The sequence below is a fragment of the Mucilaginibacter sp. OK268 genome, from assembly GCF_900103125.1.
In the GTDB taxonomy this organism is placed as follows: domain Bacteria; phylum Bacteroidota; class Bacteroidia; order Sphingobacteriales; family Sphingobacteriaceae; genus Mucilaginibacter.
In genome coordinates this window covers 1,080,650-1,104,232 of sequence record NZ_FNJV01000001.1, presented here as the reverse complement: position 1 = coordinate 1,104,232, position 23,583 = coordinate 1,080,650, and the positions used below count along the sequence as shown (strand labels likewise).

The window sequence follows — 23,583 nt, the reverse complement described above, 5'->3', positions numbered from 1 at the left end:
TTTGGAATGATTTAAAAATTATTTAACCGGCTTACTTTTGGATCGTAAACCATTGGATCTTTTTGCCGGGTTCTACATTCAGCAGGCCTGATGTCATCACGGTATCTCCGGCTTTTAGTCCGCTGGATACGCCCAGGTAAGTATCATATTCTTTTCCAAGAACGATGGGTGTAAGTACCGGGTGGCGGGACAGGTGGATGAGATAGACGGCAGCCTGCTTTTTATTACCGGTTAAGGCGCTGCGGGGTATTACTAATACTGTTGATCGTTTTTCATCTCCAAAAAATACAGACACATTCATTCCCGCCAACAGTTTCTGCGGCTTGTCGTTGATAATTTTTATCTCCACCGGGAATGTTTTGGCCGCCGATGCAACAGGTATAATGGCTGATACCTTGCCGGTAAATGTTACTCCAGGATATGCATCAGCCCTCACAGTTACCGCGGCTCCCTTTTTAAGCCGGGAAACTTCATTTTCCTGAACAAATACATTAACCAATACCTCATTTAAACAGGCGATGGAGCCCAGTGTTGTACCGGGAGTAACATACTCACCCTGGTTTATCTTCTTATCGATTACCGTTCCGCTTTCAGGAGCCAATACTAAGGTTTGATCAATCTGTTTTTTATTAATGTTTAATTGAGAAGCGGCATTCTGCATCTGTAGCTTTGCGTTCTCTACTTCTACTCCGGATGCATTACCTGAATCCTGAAGTTCTTTAAGCTTGGCATAATCACTTTTAGCTTTGTTATAGGTATCCTCACTGATCTGATAAGAAGAAAAACGTGTTGATCTGTCTACCTTAACCAATGTTGCTCCTTTAGCCACGGCATTCCCTTTTTCAATGGCGGAATAAACAACTTTACCGTCCGTTTCTGCAGTTAAGGTAATGGTTTTTCCTGCTTCAATAGTTCCCCGGTAGGTGTAAGCATCTGAGAAATTCATCTCTTTTACTAATGTTGCCCGGGCGGCATAATCAACTGTTTTTAGCTCCTGTTTAATTTCATTTTTAATAACTTCCTGATTGCTGCTTAGCTTAGCCATGACGCCCACAACCACCAGGGCTGAAACCCCTATGAAGAGCATTGGTTTGTAGTATTTTTTTATGGAATTCTGGTACATCTTGCAAACTTTTGATGCAAAAATGTACCAGTTTAAAGGTCTATTTTATTTTAACTGACCGAGTTGACAGAATCGGATACTGAATATGTTATAACGGGAACTGAAATGATGGTTTTGAAATTGAAAACGGATACATCTCCCGACGACGATAGAAAAAATGAGAAACTTAATGGCTATCATCGTGGGATACAATGAGGCTGGAATACGGCTCTTCTCTGTTCATAAGATCGGCCTATTGAGCAGAAAAATACAATTAACAAAGAACAAACCATTCCATATTCATAGCTTAAGCAACCTTTACAGGTTATCGCTACTTTGAATAACTACGGCCTGGTAACGCCTGTACACTGGAGATCTGGTAAGCATGGGGAACAACCATTTATTGATATTATCGGCAGCATCCGAACGTTTATATCTCTGGAGACCTACCCTGCAACCGAATTCTAAATAAGCTACAAAGCGATTGGTGTCTTCCGGACTATTCAGGCAGTCAAATTTAATACACCCTTCCATTTTTCTTACGTCCCCTGCTGTATACTGAAGATGATCTCCAAACTTTTCGCTGTTTTCCGGAGCACATGTCATGGCTACATAAACTATTTCTATCGTTTTCATTTTTAAGGTATATAAAATATGACCAAAGGAATAAATGACAGCATCGATCAATATATTAAGTGTAGTTTCTTATCTGTTGGGTAAATTCATTTTAAACCGTTCCCTGTTTTAACAACATTACAATAAGCAATTCTTGTTTTTTTACTATTCATTTGATCTGTTTTAGAGCATTTAACCGCTGGTCAAAATTAGGTCTTTATGCCATACAAAAGTAAGCAGTTACCTTTGGGTAAGCAGATGGTAACCTGCTCAATCAGCACAAATCAGTAACTTGCCGGAGCAAACCGGCTCATTGCCCAAAACAGCGCTTATTTATACGAAAATCTTCAAAATTGAATTAATAATTTACCATTACTATGTACCAATTGTTATGCGATCATATTGAACAACATGTCCATCTTACTGAGGCGGAGCTTTCCGGCTTTACGACATTGTTTGAATTGAAAAACGTTAGTAAAAAACAAATACTTCTAAAAGCGGGCGAAGTTTGCAGGTTTGAAGGCTTTGTTACCAAGGGAATGTTCCGGGTTTATCATATTGACAAAAACGCAGCAGAGCAAATACTCTATTTTGCTATAGAAAACTGGTGGATCACGGATATTGACAGCTTTACTAATGAAAGACCGTCACAGCTTTTTATTGAAGCTATTGAAGATAGTGAGGTGCTTTTAATTTCAAAAAAAAACAAGGAGTTTGCTTATGCTAATTTACCTAAAATAGAGAAGTTGTTCCGGGTAATGACGCAAAAGACCCATGTCGCCCTCCAAAGAAGAATGATCGATAATTTAGGTAAAACTGCCGATCAACGCTATGCGGAGTTTATAGAAAGATATCCCCAGCTCTTCAGGCGGCTTTCTAATCTTCAGATAGCTGCTTACCTTGGTATCAGTCACGAGTTTTTGAGCAAAATAAGAAATAAGATCGCCCATAAAAAATAGGCTGAACTTCATTTATTGAACTTGTTCAACCTTTTCAGGCTTTTGATGACCGCATCTTTGTATCGTCATTAAAAACAACAAAAATGAAACCAACTATTTCAGCAGCATTTTTAATCATCTTAATCTTATTCAAAATGGACGTACAGGCACAAAGTTTCAAAACTATTGAAGCAAACAATCTAAAACTACAGGTTTACAACGCATCAGAAAATAGTTTTGGTGTAGCTTCGGTCATCGTATCCGGAAAAACAGATGCGGTTTTGATCGACGCACAGTTTACCCTGGCAGATGCCGAAAAGGTAGCCCAGGAAATCAAAAATTCAGGTAAAAAATTAACCGCTATTTATGTTTCTTATGGCGACCCTGATTTTTACTTCGGGTTGGAAGTATTCAAAAAATATTTCCCGGAAGTAACCGCTTATGCTTCACCGGCAACCGTAGAGCATATTAAAGCGACAGCTCAGAAGAAATTAGACGTTTGGGGCGGGCAATTGGGTAATAAAGTCACTTCAAACGTTGTTTTACCACAGGTTCTAAAAGGAAACAGCATTGACCTGGAAGGACAGAAATTAGAGATCATCGGTTTAGAGGAATTTCCGGCTAAAACTTTTGTATGGATACCGTCTATCAAGGCTGTGATCGGTGGTATTAATGTATTTGGAACCACTTTCCATCTTTGGATGGCTGATGCACAAACAACGGAAGCCCGTAAAGAATGGATCAGCGTTTTAGACAAAATTAAGGCGTTGCAGCCAACAATTGTAGTTCCGGCTCACGCCAAGTCAGAAAGCGAATTCGATCTGAGCGCTGTGAAGCATACAAAAGATTATATCCAGTTCTACGAAGAAACTTTGAAAACCAATAAAACTTCGGAAACCCTGATCGCCGCGTTAAAAGCAAAATACCCTGCGCTTACTTTTGACATCGCCTTGCAAATAGGAGCCAAAGTAAACACGGGTGAAATGAAATGGTAAAATTATCCATCCTGTTCAGCCTGGCCATGTTTATTGCGCTGTCGTCAGGTTGTTCTTTAAATAAAAACAAAATGACAAATTTAGAAATCGTAAGGAGCACCTACGAGGGTAAAACTTCTGAAGAAAACGGCAAAAACCTAGCTAAATATGTTGCAGAGAACTTTAGTTGGACCGAAGCTAAAGGCTTTCCATATGCAGGCACTTATACTGGTTTAGAAGAAGTTACCAAAAATGTATTTTACCGCTTAGGCAGCGAATGGATAGATTATAAATTTACACCTGAAGACTATGTTGCCGGCGATGATAAGGTAGTTGCCTACGGCACTTACACGGGTACCAACAAAGCCACAGGTAAATATTTTGAGGCAAGGGTAGCACATGTCTGGAAATTGAAAGAAGGGAAAATTACCAGCTTTGAGCAATTTGTTGATAGCCAATCAGTAAACAATTCCATGAAGTAATAGGCCTATTCGTTGCTTTTAATTGCTTTTGAGTAGCTGATAAATTACCGGGCTAAGTAGTATCCTATTTAATGGGGAAGCGAGTTTTGAACCGGCTTCCCCATTTCAATTTATATCAAACCGATATCCCAATGCAATACCGGTTGCTGACAAACCAAAATCAGCTGGTAACTTTTTTCCGGTGATTGATCTCCTCCTTTATTTATTTTGAAATAAATCTTTACAGTGCACGGCGACCCAATTTGCTATGGAGAATAAAACACTTTCTAAAGTTTTACCATATGCTGTCAATTCATATTCGACTGAAGTGAGTTTTGGATCCATAACCATACGGGAAATAATTTCACGCTATTCCAGTTCCTGCAATTCCTTTGACAAAACCCTTGAAGAAATGCCACATACTCTCTCTGCAAACCCATATAGAGGGTCTTACCGTTCCGCAGCAGGAATGTAATGATCTGCATCTTCCATTTGCCCGATAATAGCTGCCCCCGCTGAGGGGACCTAAATTAAGGTTAAAAGCATAATTTTAGTTAAACCTTCATTGTAATTATTGGTTAATGTTATCGTATATTAGTTAACCACCTTATTGCATCTGAACTGCTATAAGTCTGTGAACTTTCGCAGCAGGCTCTAAGGTAAATTTGTGTGTCATTCTTAACCTTTAAAAACTAAAAACGATGAAAAAATTGAAAAATCTCGGCACAAGCCTGACAAAAAATGAAATGAAAAAAATAAAAGGCGGCCAGGCGCTTACCTGTTTGCCATCTTCCTGTGTACATTATTGTGCAGAAGTAAACCAACCGGGCACCTGTATTGACGGTGCTTGTCATTGCGGTTAAACCAGGCTTTATACCTATATATGGTTACAGGGCGCCTGCATGAAACGGGCGTCCTGTTTTTGTTTAAATTTCATTTTGCCTCTGCTAGCGCACGCGGGTCCCTGAGTTACAGATTGCTTTCCACTTCATTAATTTTATCAATTAATGTATTCTCATTTTCTCTGTTTCTTCCCCAGGAGACAACAGACGGCCTTTTATTTGGATCGCAAATGCTATTTACAAAAACACTATCCTGATAAAATAAAACAGTAATTTGTTCTCCCCAGCTTCCAGAGAAAAACCCGGGATTTGTCCTAGCTACATAAATGTCCTTAGTGGTTGAAACAGGTTCCCATTTGAGTTTTTTAGCCACCTCTATGAGTAACGCTTTTAGTTGACTATGATTTAATTTTGTTTTGATAACACGAAATTTTAATCGTCTTTTTTGGATCCAGTAGGCTATAACTGATAAAAATAGTGGGATAACAATAATCCATATTTCTCCATCTCGAAAGGAATCAGGTTTATTTTGAAAGAAATATATTAAATGAAGAAACAACATCACAGATGGCATAAAAATCAGGTAGCCAACAATTCCAAAGTGTGCCGATTTGACCCAAAAACCCTCTAATTGTACTTCACAAGTTTCTATCGATCTATTGTAGATATCTTTTGTCATGAAAATAGTGATAAGTATCTGTTACAAGTATAACAAAAAGACCAATCAAATATAATCATACAGCCCATGGCTGCTGGCGCACGCGTGCCGCGTCCGCGTGTGCTTTCATCAATTAGCTATTCATTCCGCATGAGGATCACACGTGACACGCGTGCGTCAGCAGAAGGACGAAAATTATCCCCCCGCTACCGCAAGCGTCCCGCTTGTGGTCTTCATGCTGAGTAACTGAAAGCCATGCACATTTACCACAAGCGGGACGCTTGCGGTAGCGGGGGAAACATCAGCGGGTTCTCGTTTTTAACAACTTAGGCAGTTTACTGGTCTTTAAAAAGTGATGTACCTTAATATTTTCCCAAACATATATCTTTCCGTTAACCGATTTGATTGCCCGGATATCGCCATCCTGCGAGACTACAAATCCGACACTGTCCGGGTAGCTATTACAATACGCTATCATTGATTGGTGCCTTGTTCCATAATGCCCGGCACTTTGTACACTGACACGGCTTTTTGGGCTGGGGTTAGCGACATCCTTGTAAACCAGTATTTCTTTTGGTGGTGCTATGTCCCTAATCAGAGTGCCGAAACCCTTCACCTCCAAACGGGGTGATAATAGTACTAGACCGTCTATACAGGTGAGTGATGATACAAACCTTACTGCCCCATTTAATTCTTGTGAAGCATCTTCAATATCCTGATAATTGTAATCCAGGTCATCAAATAACTTTCCAGGTATCGCTTTTGTATTTCTTTTCGACTTTATAACATCATCAAACAATGCGCTGTTATCCGCTTGCGCAAGAACCAGATGTTCAATTGCAACCGGGATGCGATCGTAAAACAACTTATGTTTACTGTTCTTCCGTATTTCAAAATCGTTGGTGATTAGAAGTGCTCCCCCATGTGCATAGTTTTTTATTTTCAAAAGTATGCGACATAGTGACTGTGCATAATATCTATAATTGATTTTATGCAATGACGTAACTTCTTCTTCTGTGAGCTCTTTTAACAATGTATCATATCCGCTGAATAGGCTAACTGATGCCCCTTTTTTTAAAAATTCGGCTACCGGCCCTGTAGTTAACACACTGGCATAAGATGTCACTAAATTATCCTGATTCAAAACAGCAATCTGGTGATAATCAAGCATGACACTTAATATGCCGATTCCTGTGATCATTACCTGGATAACACCTGGGCGTGGTGGTTTATCTTCCCGCTCGTAGTTGAGGTAACTTTGGTAGTGAATGGCCTGATCGATCATACCATGAACATAGAGTTTTTCATCTTGGTCGTAATAAACCGCGAGACTTGAACTCCACGGATCCGCGGCTTTAGCCAGCTTTGCTAGCTTCTTTGTAGAAAACTCTACCACTTCTTCAAACGGAAAAAGCATCCACGCATCCAATCGGTTAAAACCATGTGGATCTTTAGGAATAGATTTTGGATCAATGAGCGTGATCGTCACTCTGATAAATTGCGCTTCCCCGTTTGGAGACTTGTGTAAAACAAAGTATTGAACAACTCTCGGAAAACAGTTTCGGAAGGCTTATGTAAAACATTCGATCGTTGTATCTCGTGAAAAACGAATAGAGCCAGGTCGTTAGGTGTTTGATTGGGCATTGTTGTGATAGGTTAAAATACTAAATATAGGCTTTTGATGACATAGAATTCCATCTCCTATAAATTAAATCAGTCATTCTCTACAAAAACACTGCCCTTCAGCCCATGCAGTCATTGCCATCCAAACGAAAAAAGTCCCGACAATTAATTGTCGGGACTTTTTATAATCAGCGGTGAGGGAGGGATTCGAACCCTCGGTACAGTTTCCCGTACGTCAGTTTAGCAAACTGATCCTTTCGGCCTCTCAGGCACCTCACCGTGTTCTTTTCAATATGTTCCCCGTTTTTCGGGATTGCAAATATAGTAATTCAAGTTTCCCGTCAAAAAAAAAGTTCGATTTTTAATAATCTATTCGCACATGATAAATACTCATCAGCATCCGCTTAAAAATAGTTTTGATGGTTTCAATATCTTTTAAAGTTATATTACTGTCTTTCAGCTGGTTCTGATCGAGCTTGTATTTCACTATCCTGTCTACCAAAATACTGATCGACTCTTCATCCGGCTCTTTCAGTGACCTCGAAGCGGCCTCTACGGAGTCGGCCAGCATTAAAACACCCGCCTCTTTGGTGAAAGGGATGGGTCCCGGGTACCTGAAAATGTTCTCATTGATGAATTTTTCTGGGAAATTCTTCAGTGACGACTGGTAAAAATAGTCGACCCGGGTATTACCATGGTGGGTACGTATAAAATCAATGATCACCTCGGGCAGGTTGGCCTTACGCGCCATTTCAATCCCCTTGCTTACGTGCCTGATGATGATCTGGGCACTCTCTTCATAAGGCAGCTTATCATGCGGGTTAAAGCCCGAGCTTTGGTTCTCGATAAAAAACAGCGGATTTTCCATTTTACCAATATCATGGTACAGCGCCCCTGCCCTTACCAGCAAGGCATTGCCGCCAATGGTGTATATAGCGTTCTCAGCAAGGTTTGCCACTTGCAATGAATGCTGGAATGTACCCGGAGCGTTAAAGGCCAGTTCGCGCAGTAAAGGCGCGTTGGTATTGGTGAGCTCAATGAGCGTAATATCCGAGGTGATGGCAAATATCTTTTCAAAAATATAAATGAGCGGATAAGCCAGCAGCGTAAGCAGCACGCTCACTACAAATGGTAGAAAATCCATCCAGTCGATATCCAGGAAAGTACCTTCGCGGATAAAGGTGATCCCCAAAAAGGCCACAAAATAAGTGAAGATGATGATGACCGCCGAGATCAGGAATTGCTCGCGCCTGATGAGGTTTTTGATGCTATATATAGATACCATCCCCGCCGTGATCTCATAATAAGTAAACTCAAAGCTGTTGGGTACAAAAAAGCCGGCAATCAATACAACCAGCAAATGTATGTTAAGCGCCAAACGCGTATCAAACAAAATACGGATAATGATGGGCACAATACAATACGGTATATAATACAGGTTGGTAGGGAACTGTAGTTTAATAGCCAGCGATAAAGTGGCCAGCATGGCCGTCATAACCAGTAATATCAAACTTACCAGGCGGTTATCGGCATAAATATCCTTACGGAAAAGGTGCAGGAATATCATCAGTAAGGATATGGCTATACCCACCAGGAAAAACTGCCCCAGCAGCACCAGCTTACGATTACCATTGGTACGGGCATTATCTTCAAAGGCTTGTTTGTATGATTCCAGCTTTTGGTAAACATCATCATTAATAACCGAACCTTTATAAACAATCACCTCCCCTTTCTGCACCATTCCACGGGTGATAGACAAGCCCTCAATAGCCTCATTAATGAGCCGCGAAGTAAGGTTATTATCATAGCTTAAATTGGTTTGCAGCCGGTTTTGCAGCATATCCAGCAAAAAAGCCTTATCCAGATCGGTATGTTTGCCCAGGATCTTGTCGCAATAAGCCAGGGCCTTTTCTTTGGTAAACAGTTCGTTGGTATTTTTGGCCGTAGCCACGTTTTTGTCTAAAACGGTAATGGGATAGTTTTCTGAATTTACCTGGTATTGCGGGTTCAGTTTTAAAATTCCGGTATCGTATATTTCCTTCAGCAGATCGGTACCGGTTGAAATATACTTGGGTTTAAGCTTGTCGTTGATGCCAGCATTATGCCATTTGATCTCGATATCGCTTTTAAAACCTTCCAGCTGCTGGTTGGCAACCGCGGCATCCAGCTGATAAATGGGGGTGATACTTTCCTTGGCCGATTTTTGGTCGTTCTTGTTTTCCTGAGCGGTTTTGAGGATGGCGAAGTTATAGGGCGATACCAGGTCTTTCTGATTCCAGATACGGCCTTTTTCATATTCATAGCCAAATTTTGCCTGCTTGGGTAAAAAAAACACAATGAGGCCAATGCTCAGCAACATCATTAAAAACTTAACGTTGCGCGAGTATTTACGCAATAAAGCCTTTTGGCGCGAAGTGGATAGTTTTGCCATTTATTTAATTAACCGCTCAAAAATAATATAAGTTTCTGTTATATGTGGTAAGAGTCAAGAATCAAGAGCCAAGAGTCAAGATAAAAAACATATTGATGGCTTAATATTATTCGCAATCCCGCTCTCGGTCTTGACTCTTGATTCTTACCTCTTGACTCTTTTTATTTGCATTTGTCAATTTAAATTTGATATCTTTATGATATCATTTTAAAATCATCTTATCATGCAAACCGAAAAAACTATCAATCCGCCATCAGGCTTCACCGCACTGGCGTTTTTCCTGGTATTATTAGTTATTGCCGCTATTCTCTTCTCTTCCGACATGGGATTTCTTTTAGGATCGATCCTCCTGGTGTTCGGCTTTATTTTTGTGCTTCCGGGTATGATCGTTGTAAACCCCAACGAATCAAAAGTGCTCACACTTTTTGGCCAATATACCGGTAGTGTAAAAAAAGACGGTTTTTTTTGGGTTAATCCTTTCACTAATAAAAAGAAAGTATCATTACGGGCTTTTAACCTCAACGGGCAACAGCTTAAAGTGAACGACAGCATTGGCAACCCTATTGAAATTGCCGCTGTTATTGTATGGCAGATCAAGGATACTGCCGCTGCCGTATTCGCGGTTGAAAACTATATACAATATGTAAATATCCAGAGCGAGGCCGCGGTTCGTCACCTGGCTAACTCTTTCCCGTATGATAATCTGGAGGACGAAACAGCCAACATCACCCTGCGTGGTGGTGCCGAACAGGTAAGCCTGCTGTTAGAAAAAGAGCTGAACGAACGATTGGCTCGTGCCGGTATAGAAGTACTGGAAGCCCGCATATCGCACCTGGCCTATGCGCCCGAAATTGCACACTCCATGTTACAGGTACAGCAAGCATCGGCCATTATAGCAGCCCGCAGACTTATTGTGGAAGGTGCTGTAGGTATGGTTGAAATGGCACTGAATAAGCTTTCCGAAAAAAATATTGTGGAGTTGGACGAAGAACGCAAAGCGGCCATGGTAAGCAACTTATTGGTAGTGTTATGTGGTGACCGCAGCGTAAACCCCGTAGTGAATACCGGAACTTTATATCATTAATGATGAATGACTACAGAAGTTTTGACCAACTACGTTCCAATGAATTATTGGTAATACGGCATGGCTTTTGGCGCCCCTGGTTTGAATTAACCGATGGCCAGTTTTGCTATGGCAAATTGAGCTACGATGGTCTGTGGAAAGTTGGGGCTATTTTAGAGTCGGCACAAAAAACCTGGATCATCAAAAGCAAAGGCATACTTAGTCGGGTATTACTGATCAATGATACCGATGGGATGCAGATAGGCACCATCACACCCGAAATATGGTCGCGTAAAACTATGCTGAGCTTGAACGACGGATTTGAGGCGGTATATTTAAATAAGAAGGTATTTACACGCACCTTTAGTTTAATCAATACGCAGTATGGCGATCTGCTGAACATCAAACAAGAGTCATGGAAGTTAAAAACACCTTTTAAAGTTTTCCTGGAGCCGGATGTATTAAAAAATATACCCAACCCGTCTTTATTGGCTTTACTGGGTATAAACCTGGTTCTGCAAAACCAGAAGAAGGCCGCGGCATCTGCAGGAGTGGGGGGGTGATATGACAGAAACCGGTCATGAATATGCATTGCTTTATGTAAAGAGGGCTAAGCCCCTTTTAGAGTTAATTTGAATACGATGGAGGCTTACAGAAACTTTTCACAGCTAAAAACAAACGAACTGTCGGTAGTCAGGCATGGCTTTTTGCATCCCTGGTATGAATTTACCGATGGCGAGTTTTGTTATGGAAAATTGAGCTATGATAATTTATGGCGGTTGGAGTTTACATTAGAGACCGAAAACAGCACATGGATATTGAAACGCCGGAACATATTTCACCGTACTTTTTTAATAGAGGAGTTTGGCGGCGACCGTGGAAAGGTTACATCAAAGCTCGGATCGCGCAAATTGCGGCTTCATATGATCGATGGCTTTGAGGCCGCCTTTTTTAATAAAAGGGTGCTCACCAATACCTTTACTTTTACAAATACCCAACACGGTGATCTGCTAATAGTACGATCGCAATTTGCGAACTTTGCAATACCATTTAAGGTTTTTATTGATTTGAACAAACTAAAGGACATGCCCAAACTAATACCCACACTGGCTTTACTGGGCGTAAATTTGATTCTGATAAAACAAACAAAAACTGCTTTACTAAAACTAACAGATTTCGCCATGGTGGCAAGGGCAGGGAGGTGATATGGCAGAAAAAAAAGCATTTATATTACGTATAAATCCGGAGATGCTGAAGGAAATAGAGACCTGGGCCGCCGAGGAATTCCGGAGCACTAACGGCCAGGTCGAATACCTGCTGCAACAAGCCCTGCTTGCCCGTAAAAAAAGCGCGAAGAAGAAAAAGGAATAATGGAATTCTTGGAAATAAGCCCGGCTACAGATACCCTATATTTAGTTAAACAGAGCTTGTTTGATGGCGAATATCTTTTAACGGACCACACCAATAACTTCGGAAAACTTATTTACGATGGTTTAGGAAGGGAAACAGGACTTGCCTATTCCGCTGGTAAAAGCTGGAAATTCGATTATGATTTTGAACCTTTCGGCAAAAGAGAGATCCTGATATATGATGATAATAACAATCTGTTAGGCCATGCCACCAAGCATTATGGTCGGTTATCAGATCCCCCAACCTTAATCATGGTAAACGGATTTAAGGCTACATTTTCAGACGTGTCCTTATTTTCACATGAATATGAATGGATCTCGGCCAAATTGGGCAGTTTAATGCATATAAAAAGTCCGGCATTCTCCTTAACAGATACCATTACCCTCATCAGGAAAGACATCCCCGAAGACATGATACCCTTATTATGTTTTCTTGCTGAGCATATTATAATCTTACAAAGCCGGGGCAGCCGAAGCAATATTTATTAACTGCGGCAAATATTCCGTATCTTTGTATATACAGCAGCCCGGATCTTCTAATAATAGATGATCCGGGCTGTTTTGTTAAGGATAAAACAAGGCCAAAAACAGGCCATTTATAATTCAATTATTTGAATATCAACAGTTTAATACTTTTTAAAGTTTCAAAAACTGCTCAAAACCGTGTTAAAATTTGTTAAAAAGTGTTAAAATGAGGGTTTTTCAAGCAGTTTTCGAGCTATTTTCATCGTTTTTTGAGCAGAAAAGTGTTAAAATTAAAGGTTTAAAAAGTTTTTCAGGGTAGGAAGCGAATAAAAAATGCCTCCTGGGCTACCGACCGGCCAAATGGTTTGTGCCGAAAAAAACACCACCAGGATCAATTGTAATTATTATGCATGCATAGCTTTTTCCTTTCATCAAAATAACTAAATTTGCCACACCAATTTAATGAGGGACACATGAAAGAAGTAGTAATAGTAGCTGCCACACGCACGCCTATCGGCAGCTTTGGGGGTAGTTTAGCTGCCTTAGGCGCCACGCAACTGGGGGCCTTAGCCATCAAATCAGCAATCGAAAAATCGGGCCTCAAACCCGAGCAGATACAAGAAGTATATATGGGCAATGTAATGTCGGCCAATTTGGGCCAGGCACCTGCCACCCAGGCGGCTATATTTGCCGGTCTGCCCTATTTACCTGCCACTACCGTAAATAAAGTATGCGCTTCGGGCATGAAAGCCATTATGCTGGCCGCCCAAAGCATCGCCATCGGTCAAAATGATATTGTAGTAGCCGGCGGTATGGAAAGCATGAGCAATGTGCCCTATTACCTGGATAAGGCCCGCAACGGCTACCGCCTGGGCAACGGCCAGATTACCGACGGACTGATAAAAGATGGTCTCTGGGACGTTTATAACGACTACCACATGGGCTCAGCAGCTGAATTGTGCGCCACTGATTGTAACATCAGTCGCGAAGAGCAGGATGCCTTTGCTATTGAATCCTACAACCGGGCCCAAAAAGCGCAGGCAGCAGGCAAATTCAACGATGAAATAACCCCCGTGGAGCTTAAAGATAAAAAAGGTGATACCACTTTATTTGCCGAGGATGAAGAACCCAAAGCAGTAAAGTTTGAAAAGATACCTTCATTAAAACCCGTATTTAAAAAGGATGGCACCGTAACCGCCGCCAACGCATCTACCTTAAATGATGGCGCAGCGGCACTGGTATTGATGAGCAAAGAAAAAGCAGACGAGCTGGGTATTAAACCATTAGCCAAAATAATAGCCCATGCTGATGCACAACAGGCACCTGAATGGTTCACTACTGCTCCATCCAAGGCTATCCCGCTGGCTTTACACCGCGCTGGCTTATCTTCAGATCAGATCGACTTTTTTGAGATCAACGAAGCATTCTCTGTAGTATCTATTGCCAACAACCAGCTTTTAAAGCTCGATCCAGCTAAGGTTAATGTAAATGGGGGTGCTGTTTCACTTGGTCATCCGCTGGGTGCTTCGGGTGCGCGCATCATTGTTACCTTACTCTCTGTTTTACAGCAAAATAAAGGCAAATACGGCGCTGCCGGAATTTGTAATGGTGGTGGCGGCGCCAGCGCAATGGTTATTGAAAATTTACGTTAAATTAAACAAACCGGCTGTTCAACTATAAGTTACAACAGCTATTATGATAAATTATTTAATTTAGCGGCAACATCATGTTAATTTTTAAATACCCGGTATGGTAGCCAAGCGCTTGTTTCTGTTCGTAACCTTCCTGTTTATTTGCAGCCAGACTTTTGGTCAGCACTTAGACGAGAGTTCACGCATAAAACAATTGAATATTTACCAGGACAGCCTCGCCTCGCTGGGTAAAAAAATGGTGAATGATGAAAACGACCTGGAGCGGAAAAACGCTAATTACCAGTTTATTAAAACACTGGTAAGCGCCTTAAAAATTAACAATTCTTTCCTTTTTCCTTTTGATTCGGTTAAAAGTATCAGCATCTTGAATTCGCCCGATAACCGTTTCCGGATCATGAGCTGGCACGTGATGAACCAGGATGGCAGTTATCGCTTTTATGGCACTATTCAGCTCAATAGCGGCGGCCCGCTTAAAATGTTTCCGCTCGAAGATTATTCGCCCCTACTCAAAAACCCCGAGGATTCGGTGACCGATAACCGCAAATGGTACGGCGCCCAGTATTACAAGATCATCCCGGTGTATGCACAAAAACCCTATTATGTGTTGCTTGGCTGGAAGGGAAATACCGTAAAATCAACCAAAAAAGTACTGGAGATACTATCTTTTAATAATGGTAATGGAGAAAAGCCTTCATTCGGGATGCCTGTTTTTGATGGCAATAGCAAAACCCGCAAAAGGATAATATTTGAGTATACCCGCCAGGTATCCATGTTGCTGCGCTATGTAGCCGACCAAAATCTAATCGTATTTGACCACCTGGCACCGCCGGATAAGAAGATGAAAGACCAACCCGAGACCTTTGGCCCCGATCTGTCATACGATGGTTATAAGCTAAAAAATGGCCGCTGGGTATATGTAGAAAATCTGGATATGCGCAATATCCCTAACAATAGCGATGAAGAATACGTGGACCCGAAAAAACAGGCAGCTAAGGACAAGAGCCTGATACATTCAAATTAAATACATTAACTCTATAAGTAATTCATTCATCAAGATATTTAAATCATAAATTGTAACACCTTTGGTATAAGACCCTGAATAACAAGAATTATACTATTTTTAACAAAATTAAATAATGCAAGAAAACCCTGCCGCAACGGCTACCCCAAAATCCAGATTCCCCAGGAGTGTTCCTTATATTATCGGCAACGAAGCCGCGGAACGTTTCAGCTTTTACGGAATGCGTTCTGTATTGACGCTTTTTCTGGTAAACCAGTTTTTTAATCCCAACCATATTGTTGCGTTAACAGATGTTGCCAACGCCAAAGCCAATAAGCTACACCACTTATTTGTGATGGTGGCCTATGCTTTGCCATTTGTAGGCGGCATGATAGCAGACTGGTTTACAGGAAAATACAAACTCATTCTATATGTATCGATGATTTACTGTGTGGGACATTTAATGTTGGCCATGTTCGATGGTGGCCTTGGTGGTTTTGAATTAGGCTTACTTGTAGTTGCAATTGGCGCCGGCGGCATTAAATCATGCGTATCTGCTAACGTGGGGGATCAGTTTGATGCTACCAACCAGGATCTGCTTTCGAAAGTTTACGGCTGGTTCTATTTCAGTATCAATGCCGGCTCTATGATCTCAACCGTTGCTATTCCATGGACTTATGAGCACTTTGGCCCCAGATGGGCTTTTGGTATCCCCGGTTTACTAATGGCGCTGGCTACCATCATATTTTTTTCGGGCCGTAAAAAATACGTAAAGGTTCCCCCACAAGGCGTTAATCGCAATAACCTGGTATTTATAACCTGGTATGCACTAACTCATTTAGGTGAACGCAAACCCGGGCAATCTATGCTTGATGTTGCCAAAGGTCCGTATAACCCCGAACGCGTTGAAGGAGTGAAAGCAGTATACCGGGTTATGTCGGTATTCTTTTTCGCACTGGCATTTTGGGCTGTTTGGGATCAATGTTTATCTGAGTGGACGCTATATGCCGAAAGGATGGACCGTGTAATTAACCTGGGTTTTACCTCGTTCACGGTGCTGCCTGGTCAGTTATCAACTGTTAATACGGTGTTCCTTCTTCTATTCATTCCATTTTTCAACTATGTAGTATATCCATGGCTTGATAAAATTGGCCTAAAAACAACCCCGCTGCGAAGACTTGGCACCGGCCTGATTTTAACAGCTTTATCATTCGTGGTAATCGGCATAATACACACCAGCCTGGATCATGGCGGTACACCCTCCATCTGGTGGCAGGTGTTTGCGTTTATGATACTTTCAGCGGCCGAAGTGCTCGTATCCATCACCGGCCTGGAATACGCTTATACACACTCACCAAAATCAATGAAAAGTACCATGACCGGTATCTGGTTCCTGGTTGTATCGTTCGGTAATTTGATTACCGCGCTTGTTAATGGCTTAATAGAAGATGGTGGCTGGTGGGCACGTATGCTTAAAGGTGCAAACTATGAGTGGTTCTTTGTTATTTTTATTTGCGTATTTATACTGATATTTCTTTTTGTTGCTCCAAGGTTAAAAGAGCGCAACTACATTACTGATCCTTATGTAGATAACCAGGTTATTGCTGATACGCATAATTTATAAATCTCTTTTCATTAAAAGCAGTTAACATTATTTAACTGCTTTTAATTTTTAAAACCGGGTTTAAATCAATTATTTTTGCTCTTTGTTTACCTGATATTTTTTAAGTGCCGGATAGCATAGTTATAATACCAACCTATAATGAAAAGGAAAATATTGAGCGAATGATTCGCAAAGTATTTTCCTTACCTCATGATTTTCATTTACTCATCATTGATGATGGATCGCCTGACGGCACAAACATCATTGTAAAAAATCTGATGAACGTATACCCCGAACGCCTTTTTATTGAAGAGCGTGCGGGTAAGCAGGGCCTCGGAACGGCCTACATACATGGCTTTAAGTGGTCTATTGCGCGTCAGTACGACTATATTTTTGAAATGGATGCCGATTTTTCGCATAACCCCGATGATCTGCTCAAACTTCGCCAGGCTTGTATTGATGGCGCTGATGCAGCTATTGGCTCGCGGTACAGCAATGGCGTAAACGTAGTAAACTGGCCCATGAGCCGCGTGCTGATGAGCTATTTTGCATCGGTATATGTGCGGTTCATCACCGGTATCGATGTACATGATTCTACAGCTGGATTCATGTGCTATAAACGCAAAGTATTGGAAACCGTAAGGCTCGATAAGATAAAATTTGTGGGATATGCCTTCCAGATCGAGATGAAATATACTACTATAAAACATGGCTTTAAACTGGTAGAGGTTCCTATCATCTTTACCGATCGTACAGCAGGCACCTCCAAAATGTCGACAGGTATATTCAAGGAAGCATTTTTTGGGGTAATCCAAATGAAAATCAACAGTATTTTCAGGAAATACCCTGAAGGGTAGATGTGAGATATTAGATGTGAGATTTGAGATAAAATCTTAATTGCCTACATATCTCCTTTTAGATATAGACCAAAGATGAACTATTGATTTTGAGATTTTTGTAAAAAATCTGTCTCATATCTCATATCTCACATCTCAAATCTAATTAAAAAAGCTAATTTCGTTGGCAATGAACGAGCATCTTGACCCCGGAGCAGAAAGATTAACCAATACCGAGCGCGATATTGAGAAGGTATTGCGTCCGCAGCAATTTGAGGATTTTACAGGTCAGCATAAAATATTAGCCAACTTAAAAGTTTTTGTACAGGCTGCCCGTCAGCGTGGCGAAGCGCTTGATCATGTTTTATTACATGGCCCTCCCGGCTTGGGCAAAACTACCCTATCGTACATCATCGCCAATGAGATGAGCGTGGGTATCAAGATCACCTCGGGCCCGGTACTGGATAAACCCGGCGATCTTGCCGGCTTACTTACCAACCTGGAAACCGGGGATATACTATTTATTGACGAGATACATCGCTTAAGTCCGCTGGTTGAGGAGTATTTATACTCGGCCATGGAGGATTTTAAGATAGATATTATGCTGGAGAGCGGCCCCAACGCCCGTTCGGTGCAAATATCGCTTAACCCCTTTACCCTGGTGGGGGCTACTACCCGCTCAGGTCTGCTTACGGCGCCATTAAGGGCCCGCTTTGGCATTAATTCCCGGTTGGAGTATTATGATGCCAAACTGCTTACAACTATTGTACTGCGTTCGGCATCTATCCTCAAAACCCCCATTACGGATGAAGGCGCTTACGAAATTGCCCGCAGAAGCCGTGGTACCCCGCGTATTGCCAATGCTTTGCTGCGCCGCACACGCGATTTTGCCCAAATCAAAGGCAACGGTAACATTGATACCGAAATAGCTAAATACGCGCTAAATGCCCTCAACGTGGATGAACACGGTTTGGATGAGATGGATAATAAGATACTGATTACCATTATTGATAAGTTCAAAGGTGGACCGGTAGGTTTAAAAACAATTGCTACCGCCGTTGGTGAAGACGAAGGTACTATTGAAGAAGTATACGAACCCTTTTTGATACAGGAAGGCTTTTTGATGCGCACCGCCCGCGGGCGCGAGGCTACGGAAAGCGCTTATAAACATTTAGGCAAAATAAAACTGGGCGGTAACCCATCATTATTTTAGTAAACCACCAACTATACCATATTAAACCATGAGAACACGACTTAAACAAAGCTTCAGGTTTTATTGCAAAATGCTTTTAGCTATTGCTGTTATTTTCACGCTTTATTCAATTGATACACAGGCTCAAACCACCCAGGCCGATTCCCTGGCTAAGATCAAAGCCGATAGTTTGGCCTCCCGCAGGATAGCTACCGGCACCAAAGTTGGCATCGCCGGGCTGAACCATGATCATATACATCTGATATTGAATGAATACCGTCATGGCAATGTGAACATTGTTGGCATAGCCGAGCCCGACAAAAAGCTTTGGCAAAAGTTTGGTAAAATATATAACCTGCCTGATTCCCTGTTTTTTGAGGATCTGAAAACCATGTGCCTTAAGCGCAAACCTACTATTGTATTGGGCTATAACGCTGTAGGTAAACATATCGATATCGTGGAGACCTGCGCTCCTTTAGGTATATCCGTAATGGTGGAAAAACCATTGGCAGCCACACTTGACCAGGCTAAACGCATGGAGTTTCTGGCGCTCAAATATTATATCAACCTGTTAACCAACTACGAAACCACCTGGTATTCATCGGTACAAAGCGCTTACAATACGGTAAAAACCGATAGCATTGGCGCGATCCGCAAAATGGTTTTTCATGATGGGCACCAGGGCCCGCGGGAGATTGGCTGTAGTGAGGATTTTTTAAGCTGGTTAACCGATCCGGAACTTAACGGAGCCGGTGCACTAAATGATTTTGGCTGCTACGGTGCCGATATGATGACCTGGTTCATGCAGGGTCAACGCCCTATCGCAGTTACTGCCATAGCCCGTCATTATAAACCATCGGTATATCCCAAAGTAGAAGATGATGCTACCATTATAGTAGAATATCCCAATGCCACCGGCATGATCGAAGCGTCATGGAACTGGCCTTTCAGCATTAAGGATATGGAAATATTCGGCGCCAAAGGTTATATCCATACTTTTGACCCCGACAAGGTTCAGGTACGCATCAATAATGATGTAAAGGAATTTAAAGCGCCGCCATTGGCTTTAACAGAAAGCGCCCCTGTACCCTATTTTACCGCCGCGCTTAAAAACCCTATCAAAGTACGCAATGACCGTTCATCGTTAAAATACAACATGATTGTGATGCAGATACTGGATGCCGCTAAAAGATCAATTAAAGAAGGCAAAAGGATAATTTTATAACTTCGGGTTGAATATTTGTTAATATAATTGTAAACCTGCACATTTATAATATTAATTTCGCCGTTAATAATTCAATCTATAATCATTGCTATCTTATGTTAAAAAAAGCTTTTGTGTGGTTAACCGTTTGTGCATTAGGCGCAATGTCATGCCAGTCTAAACCTACTGATAAAACAGCCAGCCCCGCTGATAAAGGTTCTGAAACTCCTGCCGCCACAACCGGCGGAAAAATCGATAACGCCGCTATCATGGCCCGTAAACAGGTGCCTGTTGTTTGCTATCACCAAATACGCGACTGGAAAGCGACCGATTCAAAAAATGCCAAGGATTACATAGTACAAATAGCTGCATTTAAAGAACATATCAAAATGCTGGCCGACAGCGGGTACCATACCATTCTGCCCGATCAGTTGTATGCCTATTTGACAACCGGCGCGCCATTGCCTAAAAAGCCTATTATGCTAACATTTGATGATACCGATCTTGATCAGTTCACCATTGCTAATCCTACACTTAAAAAATACGGCTTTAAGGCTGTTTATTTTGTAATGACTGTATCTATCGGCCGCCCTCATTATATGACTGCAGATATGGTTAAAAAACTATCAGATGAGGGTAACATCATTGGAAGCCATACCTGGGATCATCACCGGGTTGATAAATATTCTCACAATTCGACGCTGAAGATCATCGGCAAAAACGGTAAAATCACTACCCGCCCTGTTGACGATTGGGTTACGCAAATAGACAAGCCTACCAAAAAGCTGGAAGAAATTACAGGTAAAAAAATAGATTATTTCGCTTACCCGTTTGGCATCTGGAAAAAACCAGTTTTACCGGAGATCCAGAAAAAAGGTTTCAAGATAGCATTCCAATTGGCTGACAAACGCGATCCTGATTATCCGCTAATGACCGTTAGAAGGATATTAGACAGCGGTTACTGGAGCACTAAAACTTTTGGTAACAGCGTAAGAAACAGTTTTTAGTCTCCCGGCGCCGTAAAGGGGGTTGTTTGCAAGCTCAAACCTTATCATGTTAAAATCACTGGCATTATTGCTTTTTGTTTCAGGCATAGTTGCGTGCCAGCCAAAATCAATTCATAAAACTGCTGTTACTTCACAGCCGGCTGCAAAACCAGCAGTATCAACAGCCATAATTCCTGTTGATACTGCTGCTATCATGAAGCGAAAACAAATCCCTGTTTTATGCTATCACCAGGTACGCGATTGGCGCCCCACTGATTCCAAAAGCGCCAAAGATGATATTGTACAAATAGCAGCATTTAAAGAGCATATCAAAATGCTGGCCGACCAGGGCTATCACAGTATCCTACCCGATCAATTGTATGATTACCTCACTACGGGTGCGCCGCTGCCATCCAAACCCATCATGTTCACTTTTGATGACACCGATCTGGATCAGTTTACCGTTGCTGCTCCGGAGTTAAAAAAATACAACTTCAAAGCCGTTTACTTCATCATGACGGTATCCATCGGTCGGCCTCATTATATGAATAAAGCCCAGATCAAACAGTTATCTGATGAAGGAAACGTGATTGGCAGCCATACCTGGGATCATCATCCATTTCCAAAACTTAGCGGCAAGGATTGGGAAATTCAGTTAGATAAACCCACAAAAAAACTGGAAGAAATAACGGGCAAACCTGTTAAGTACTTTGCCTACCCTTTTGGTTTATGGAACAAAGAAAGTTTACCGGAATTGCATAAAAGAGGTTTCAAGGGAGCCTTCCAATTATCAACAAAACGTTATTCTGCCGATCCGCTCATGACCATCAGAAGAATCATTGACAGCGGACACTGGAATGCAAAAAACCTGATGGGTAATATAAACCATGATTTTTAATTGACTGTCTTCAAATTAGTCGTAAAACTGTGCTCAATAGGACGACTATCGACTTACAACTAAAGACTTTTAACTTAATACTATTTTCCGGCAACCCATTTTACGGCTTCGTCCAATTGCTCCAAAGGATAACCTTTGTACTGCCCCGGAATAATATATTTAAACAGGTGACTAAATTCACGTACACCCTTTTGGTCGGTTACGATGGCCAGCCTGTGCCATTTCATAAAGTATTTCAGGCCAATTTCAATGTTTCCGCACCAAGCTCCTGCTGTAAAATTTTGAATATTGGTTTCCAGAACTAACAAAAAATTGATCTTGCCTGTTTTTTCAACCTGCTCATGGAGCAAAGGTAAAAGGGCTTTCTCGTAATCATTAATGGTTACCTCACCAACTGCATGCATACCCAACACATGTGAAGGCAAATAATTCATGTGTTCAAGCATCTTTCATATTTATCATAATATTCACAAATACCACACCAATAATTAACAGGAGGTACTTTTTATTAAAAATGTTATGATTAACGGCTTCCTATTAATAATAGATAGATAAATACCTCCTGATTTATGAATTTTATTTTATAGTATCTTTGCACCAGTGACGCAAAACAGGACAATATATAGCCAATTGATCAAAAACGAAGCGCAAAAGCTTGGTTTCCTGTTTTGTGGTATCTCAAAAGCTGAATTTTTGGAAGAAGAGGCCCCCAGGCTAGAATCCTGGCTCAAAAAAAACATGCATGGCGAAATGCAATACATGGAAAACCATTTTGATAAACGGCTTGATCCGCGTTTGTTGGTTGATGGCGCTAAATCGGTAATATCATTAGGTATTAATTATTATACCGACAATAAACAAGACGATCCTAACGCTCCCAAGATATCAAAATACGCCTACGGAATTGACTACCATACGATTATAAAGGATAAATTAAGGCAGCTTTTACAGATCATCAATGAAAAAATAGGCGAAGTTGGCGGTCGCGTATTTGTTGATTCGGCACCGGTGCTGGATAAGGCCTGGGCAAAAAAGGCAGGTATGGGCTGGATAGGTAAAAATTCCAACCTGTTGAACAAAAAAGCCGGTTCCTTCTTTTTTTTAGCCGAACTGATCATCGACCTGGAATTGGAGTATGATATAGCCTCCACCATTGACCATTGTGGTACCTGTACTAATTGTATTGACGCTTGCCCTACCGATGCTATTGTTGGCCCTTATGTAGTTGATGGCAGTCGTTGCATCTCCTACCTCACTATTGAGCTCAAAAACGAGATTCCACAAGAGTTTAAGGGTAAAATGGATAACTGGATGTTTGGCTGCGACATTTGCCAGGATGTATGCCCCTGGAACCGTTTTTCGATACTGAACACCGAACCGGCCTTCAGTCCACATCCCGAACTGCTTCATCTGAAAGCCGATGACTGGCAGGAAATAACACAGGACGTTTTTCAAAAAGTATTTAAAAACTCAGCCGTAAAACGCACCAAATTCACCGGCCTTAAACGAAATATTGACTTTTTGAAGGAGATATGAGATATGAGATATGAGATATGAGATATGAGATATGAGATATGAGAACAATTGCCAACCAGAATAATTGTTTTAAATTCCTAACAAAAAAGGCCTTG

Annotated in this window: 25 protein-coding genes and 1 tRNA gene; 18 read left to right on the top strand and 8 right to left on the bottom strand. The window is 41.4% G+C overall.

What is annotated here, in order from left to right; translation table 11 throughout:
* Positions 1-31: 31 nt before the first annotated feature.
* Positions 32-1,087 (bottom strand): efflux RND transporter periplasmic adaptor subunit, encoded by a 1,056-nt coding sequence (locus BLR84_RS04660; protein ID WP_176851947.1) that lies wholly within the window; start codon positions 1,085-1,087, stop codon positions 32-34.
* Between the two features lie 333 nt (positions 1,088-1,420).
* Positions 1,421-1,738 carry a putative quinol monooxygenase gene (locus BLR84_RS04655; protein ID WP_090465000.1) on the bottom strand — a complete coding sequence of 106 codons (318 nt, stop codon included), beginning with the start codon at positions 1,736-1,738 and terminating at the stop codon, positions 1,421-1,423.
* Positions 1,739-2,094: 356 nt separating this feature from the next.
* Here BLR84_RS04655 and BLR84_RS04650 point away from each other — a divergent pair, with 356 nt between their 5' ends.
* The 3 genes from BLR84_RS04650 (at position 2,095) to BLR84_RS04640 (ending at position 4,111) form a co-directional block, all read left to right on the top strand.
* Positions 2,095-2,676, top strand: coding sequence for a Crp/Fnr family transcriptional regulator (locus BLR84_RS04650; protein ID WP_090464997.1), 582 nt, complete (start codon positions 2,095-2,097; stop codon positions 2,674-2,676).
* Between the two features lie 83 nt (positions 2,677-2,759).
* Positions 2,760-3,650 carry an MBL fold metallo-hydrolase gene (locus BLR84_RS04645; RefSeq protein WP_090464992.1) on the top strand — a complete coding sequence of 297 codons (891 nt, stop codon included), beginning with the start codon at positions 2,760-2,762 and terminating at the stop codon, positions 3,648-3,650.
* A 71-nt stretch (positions 3,651-3,721) separates the two neighbouring features.
* Positions 3,722-4,111, top strand: coding sequence for a nuclear transport factor 2 family protein (locus BLR84_RS04640; protein WP_090465820.1), 390 nt, complete (start codon positions 3,722-3,724; stop codon positions 4,109-4,111).
* 198 nt (positions 4,112-4,309) lie between these two features.
* On the opposite strand, the gene BLR84_RS30540 is transcribed toward BLR84_RS04640, so the two are convergent.
* Positions 4,310-4,435 (bottom strand): winged helix-turn-helix transcriptional regulator, encoded by a 126-nt coding sequence (locus tag BLR84_RS30540; protein WP_218128204.1) that lies wholly within the window; start codon positions 4,433-4,435, stop codon positions 4,310-4,312.
* A 356-nt stretch (positions 4,436-4,791) separates the two neighbouring features.
* Between BLR84_RS30540 and BLR84_RS29925 the strand changes: the two genes are divergently transcribed.
* On the top strand, positions 4,792-4,953 hold the full coding sequence (locus tag BLR84_RS29925) for a hypothetical protein (protein ID WP_176851946.1): 162 nt from the start codon (positions 4,792-4,794) through the stop codon (positions 4,951-4,953).
* 106 nt (positions 4,954-5,059) lie between these two features.
* On the opposite strand, the gene BLR84_RS04630 is transcribed toward BLR84_RS29925, so the two are convergent.
* From BLR84_RS04630 to BLR84_RS04615, 4 genes are all read right to left on the bottom strand, one after another.
* Positions 5,060-5,611: a hypothetical protein gene (locus tag BLR84_RS04630; protein ID WP_090464989.1), complete on the bottom strand. Its 552-nt coding sequence runs from the start codon at positions 5,609-5,611 to the stop codon at positions 5,060-5,062.
* 280 nt (positions 5,612-5,891) lie between these two features.
* Positions 5,892-7,085 carry a putative sensor domain DACNV-containing protein gene (locus tag BLR84_RS04625; RefSeq protein ID WP_369829173.1) on the bottom strand — a complete coding sequence of 398 codons (1,194 nt, stop codon included), beginning with the start codon at positions 7,083-7,085 and terminating at the stop codon, positions 5,892-5,894.
* Between the two features lie 320 nt (positions 7,086-7,405).
* Positions 7,406-7,492 (bottom strand) — tRNA-Ser (locus tag BLR84_RS04620).
* A gap of 82 nt (positions 7,493-7,574) precedes the next feature.
* Positions 7,575-9,644 carry an HD family phosphohydrolase gene (locus tag BLR84_RS04615; RefSeq protein ID WP_090464982.1) on the bottom strand — a complete coding sequence of 690 codons (2,070 nt, stop codon included), beginning with the start codon at positions 9,642-9,644 and terminating at the stop codon, positions 7,575-7,577.
* A 223-nt stretch (positions 9,645-9,867) separates the two neighbouring features.
* Between BLR84_RS04615 and BLR84_RS04610 the strand changes: the two genes are divergently transcribed.
* From BLR84_RS04610 to BLR84_RS04550, 13 genes are all read left to right on the top strand, one after another.
* A complete protein-coding gene (locus BLR84_RS04610) occupies positions 9,868-10,728 on the top strand; it encodes an SPFH domain-containing protein (protein ID WP_090464979.1) in 861 nt (286 codons plus the stop codon).
* Between the two features lie 2 nt (positions 10,729-10,730).
* On the top strand, positions 10,731-11,270 hold the full coding sequence (locus BLR84_RS04605; protein WP_090464976.1) for a hypothetical protein: 540 nt from the start codon (positions 10,731-10,733) through the stop codon (positions 11,268-11,270).
* 78 nt (positions 11,271-11,348) lie between these two features.
* A complete protein-coding gene (locus BLR84_RS04600) occupies positions 11,349-11,912 on the top strand; it encodes a hypothetical protein (RefSeq protein WP_090464973.1) in 564 nt (187 codons plus the stop codon).
* A gap of 1 nt (position 11,913) precedes the next feature.
* On the top strand, positions 11,914-12,078 hold the full coding sequence (locus BLR84_RS04595; protein WP_090464970.1) for a type II toxin-antitoxin system antitoxin: 165 nt from the start codon (positions 11,914-11,916) through the stop codon (positions 12,076-12,078).
* The gene (locus BLR84_RS04590; RefSeq protein ID WP_090464967.1) at positions 12,078-12,605 is read left to right on the top strand and encodes a hypothetical protein; all 528 of its coding nucleotides are present in this window, start codon (positions 12,078-12,080) and stop codon (positions 12,603-12,605) included. The genes BLR84_RS04595 and BLR84_RS04590 overlap by 1 nt, the downstream gene beginning before the upstream one ends.
* A gap of 449 nt (positions 12,606-13,054) precedes the next feature.
* The gene (locus tag BLR84_RS04585; protein WP_090464965.1) at positions 13,055-14,233 is read left to right on the top strand and encodes an acetyl-CoA C-acyltransferase; all 1,179 of its coding nucleotides are present in this window, start codon (positions 13,055-13,057) and stop codon (positions 14,231-14,233) included.
* Between the two features lie 97 nt (positions 14,234-14,330).
* Positions 14,331-15,254, top strand: a complete 924-nt coding sequence (locus BLR84_RS04580; protein ID WP_090464962.1) for a hypothetical protein — start codon at positions 14,331-14,333, stop codon at positions 15,252-15,254.
* A gap of 115 nt (positions 15,255-15,369) precedes the next feature.
* Positions 15,370-16,857: a POT-type proton-dependent oligopeptide transporter gene (locus tag BLR84_RS04575; RefSeq protein ID WP_090464959.1), complete on the top strand. Its 1,488-nt coding sequence runs from the start codon at positions 15,370-15,372 to the stop codon at positions 16,855-16,857.
* Between the two features lie 104 nt (positions 16,858-16,961).
* The gene (locus tag BLR84_RS04570; RefSeq protein ID WP_090464957.1) at positions 16,962-17,693 is read left to right on the top strand and encodes a polyprenol monophosphomannose synthase; all 732 of its coding nucleotides are present in this window, start codon (positions 16,962-16,964) and stop codon (positions 17,691-17,693) included.
* Positions 17,694-17,862: 169 nt separating this feature from the next.
* Entirely contained in the window at positions 17,863-18,885 is a 1,023-nt protein-coding gene (gene ruvB / locus BLR84_RS04565) for a Holliday junction branch migration DNA helicase RuvB (protein ID WP_090464954.1), read from the top strand.
* A gap of 28 nt (positions 18,886-18,913) precedes the next feature.
* Positions 18,914-20,089, top strand: coding sequence for a Gfo/Idh/MocA family protein (locus BLR84_RS04560; RefSeq protein WP_090464950.1), 1,176 nt, complete (start codon positions 18,914-18,916; stop codon positions 20,087-20,089).
* 95 nt (positions 20,090-20,184) lie between these two features.
* Positions 20,185-21,075, top strand: a complete 891-nt coding sequence (locus BLR84_RS04555) for a polysaccharide deacetylase family protein (RefSeq protein WP_090464947.1) — start codon at positions 20,185-20,187, stop codon at positions 21,073-21,075.
* Between the two features lie 46 nt (positions 21,076-21,121).
* Positions 21,122-21,952 carry a polysaccharide deacetylase family protein gene (locus tag BLR84_RS04550; RefSeq protein ID WP_090464944.1) on the top strand — a complete coding sequence of 277 codons (831 nt, stop codon included), beginning with the start codon at positions 21,122-21,124 and terminating at the stop codon, positions 21,950-21,952.
* Between the two features lie 80 nt (positions 21,953-22,032).
* Here BLR84_RS04550 and BLR84_RS04545 read toward each other — a convergent pair whose 3' ends face one another.
* Entirely contained in the window at positions 22,033-22,398 is a 366-nt protein-coding gene (locus tag BLR84_RS04545) for a SpoIIAA family protein (protein WP_090464941.1), read from the bottom strand.
* A gap of 184 nt (positions 22,399-22,582) precedes the next feature.
* Here BLR84_RS04545 and queG point away from each other — a divergent pair, with 184 nt between their 5' ends.
* On the top strand, positions 22,583-23,488 hold the full coding sequence (queG, locus tag BLR84_RS04540) for a tRNA epoxyqueuosine(34) reductase QueG (RefSeq protein ID WP_369829168.1): 906 nt from the start codon (positions 22,583-22,585) through the stop codon (positions 23,486-23,488).
* Positions 23,489-23,583: the final 95 nt, after the last annotated feature.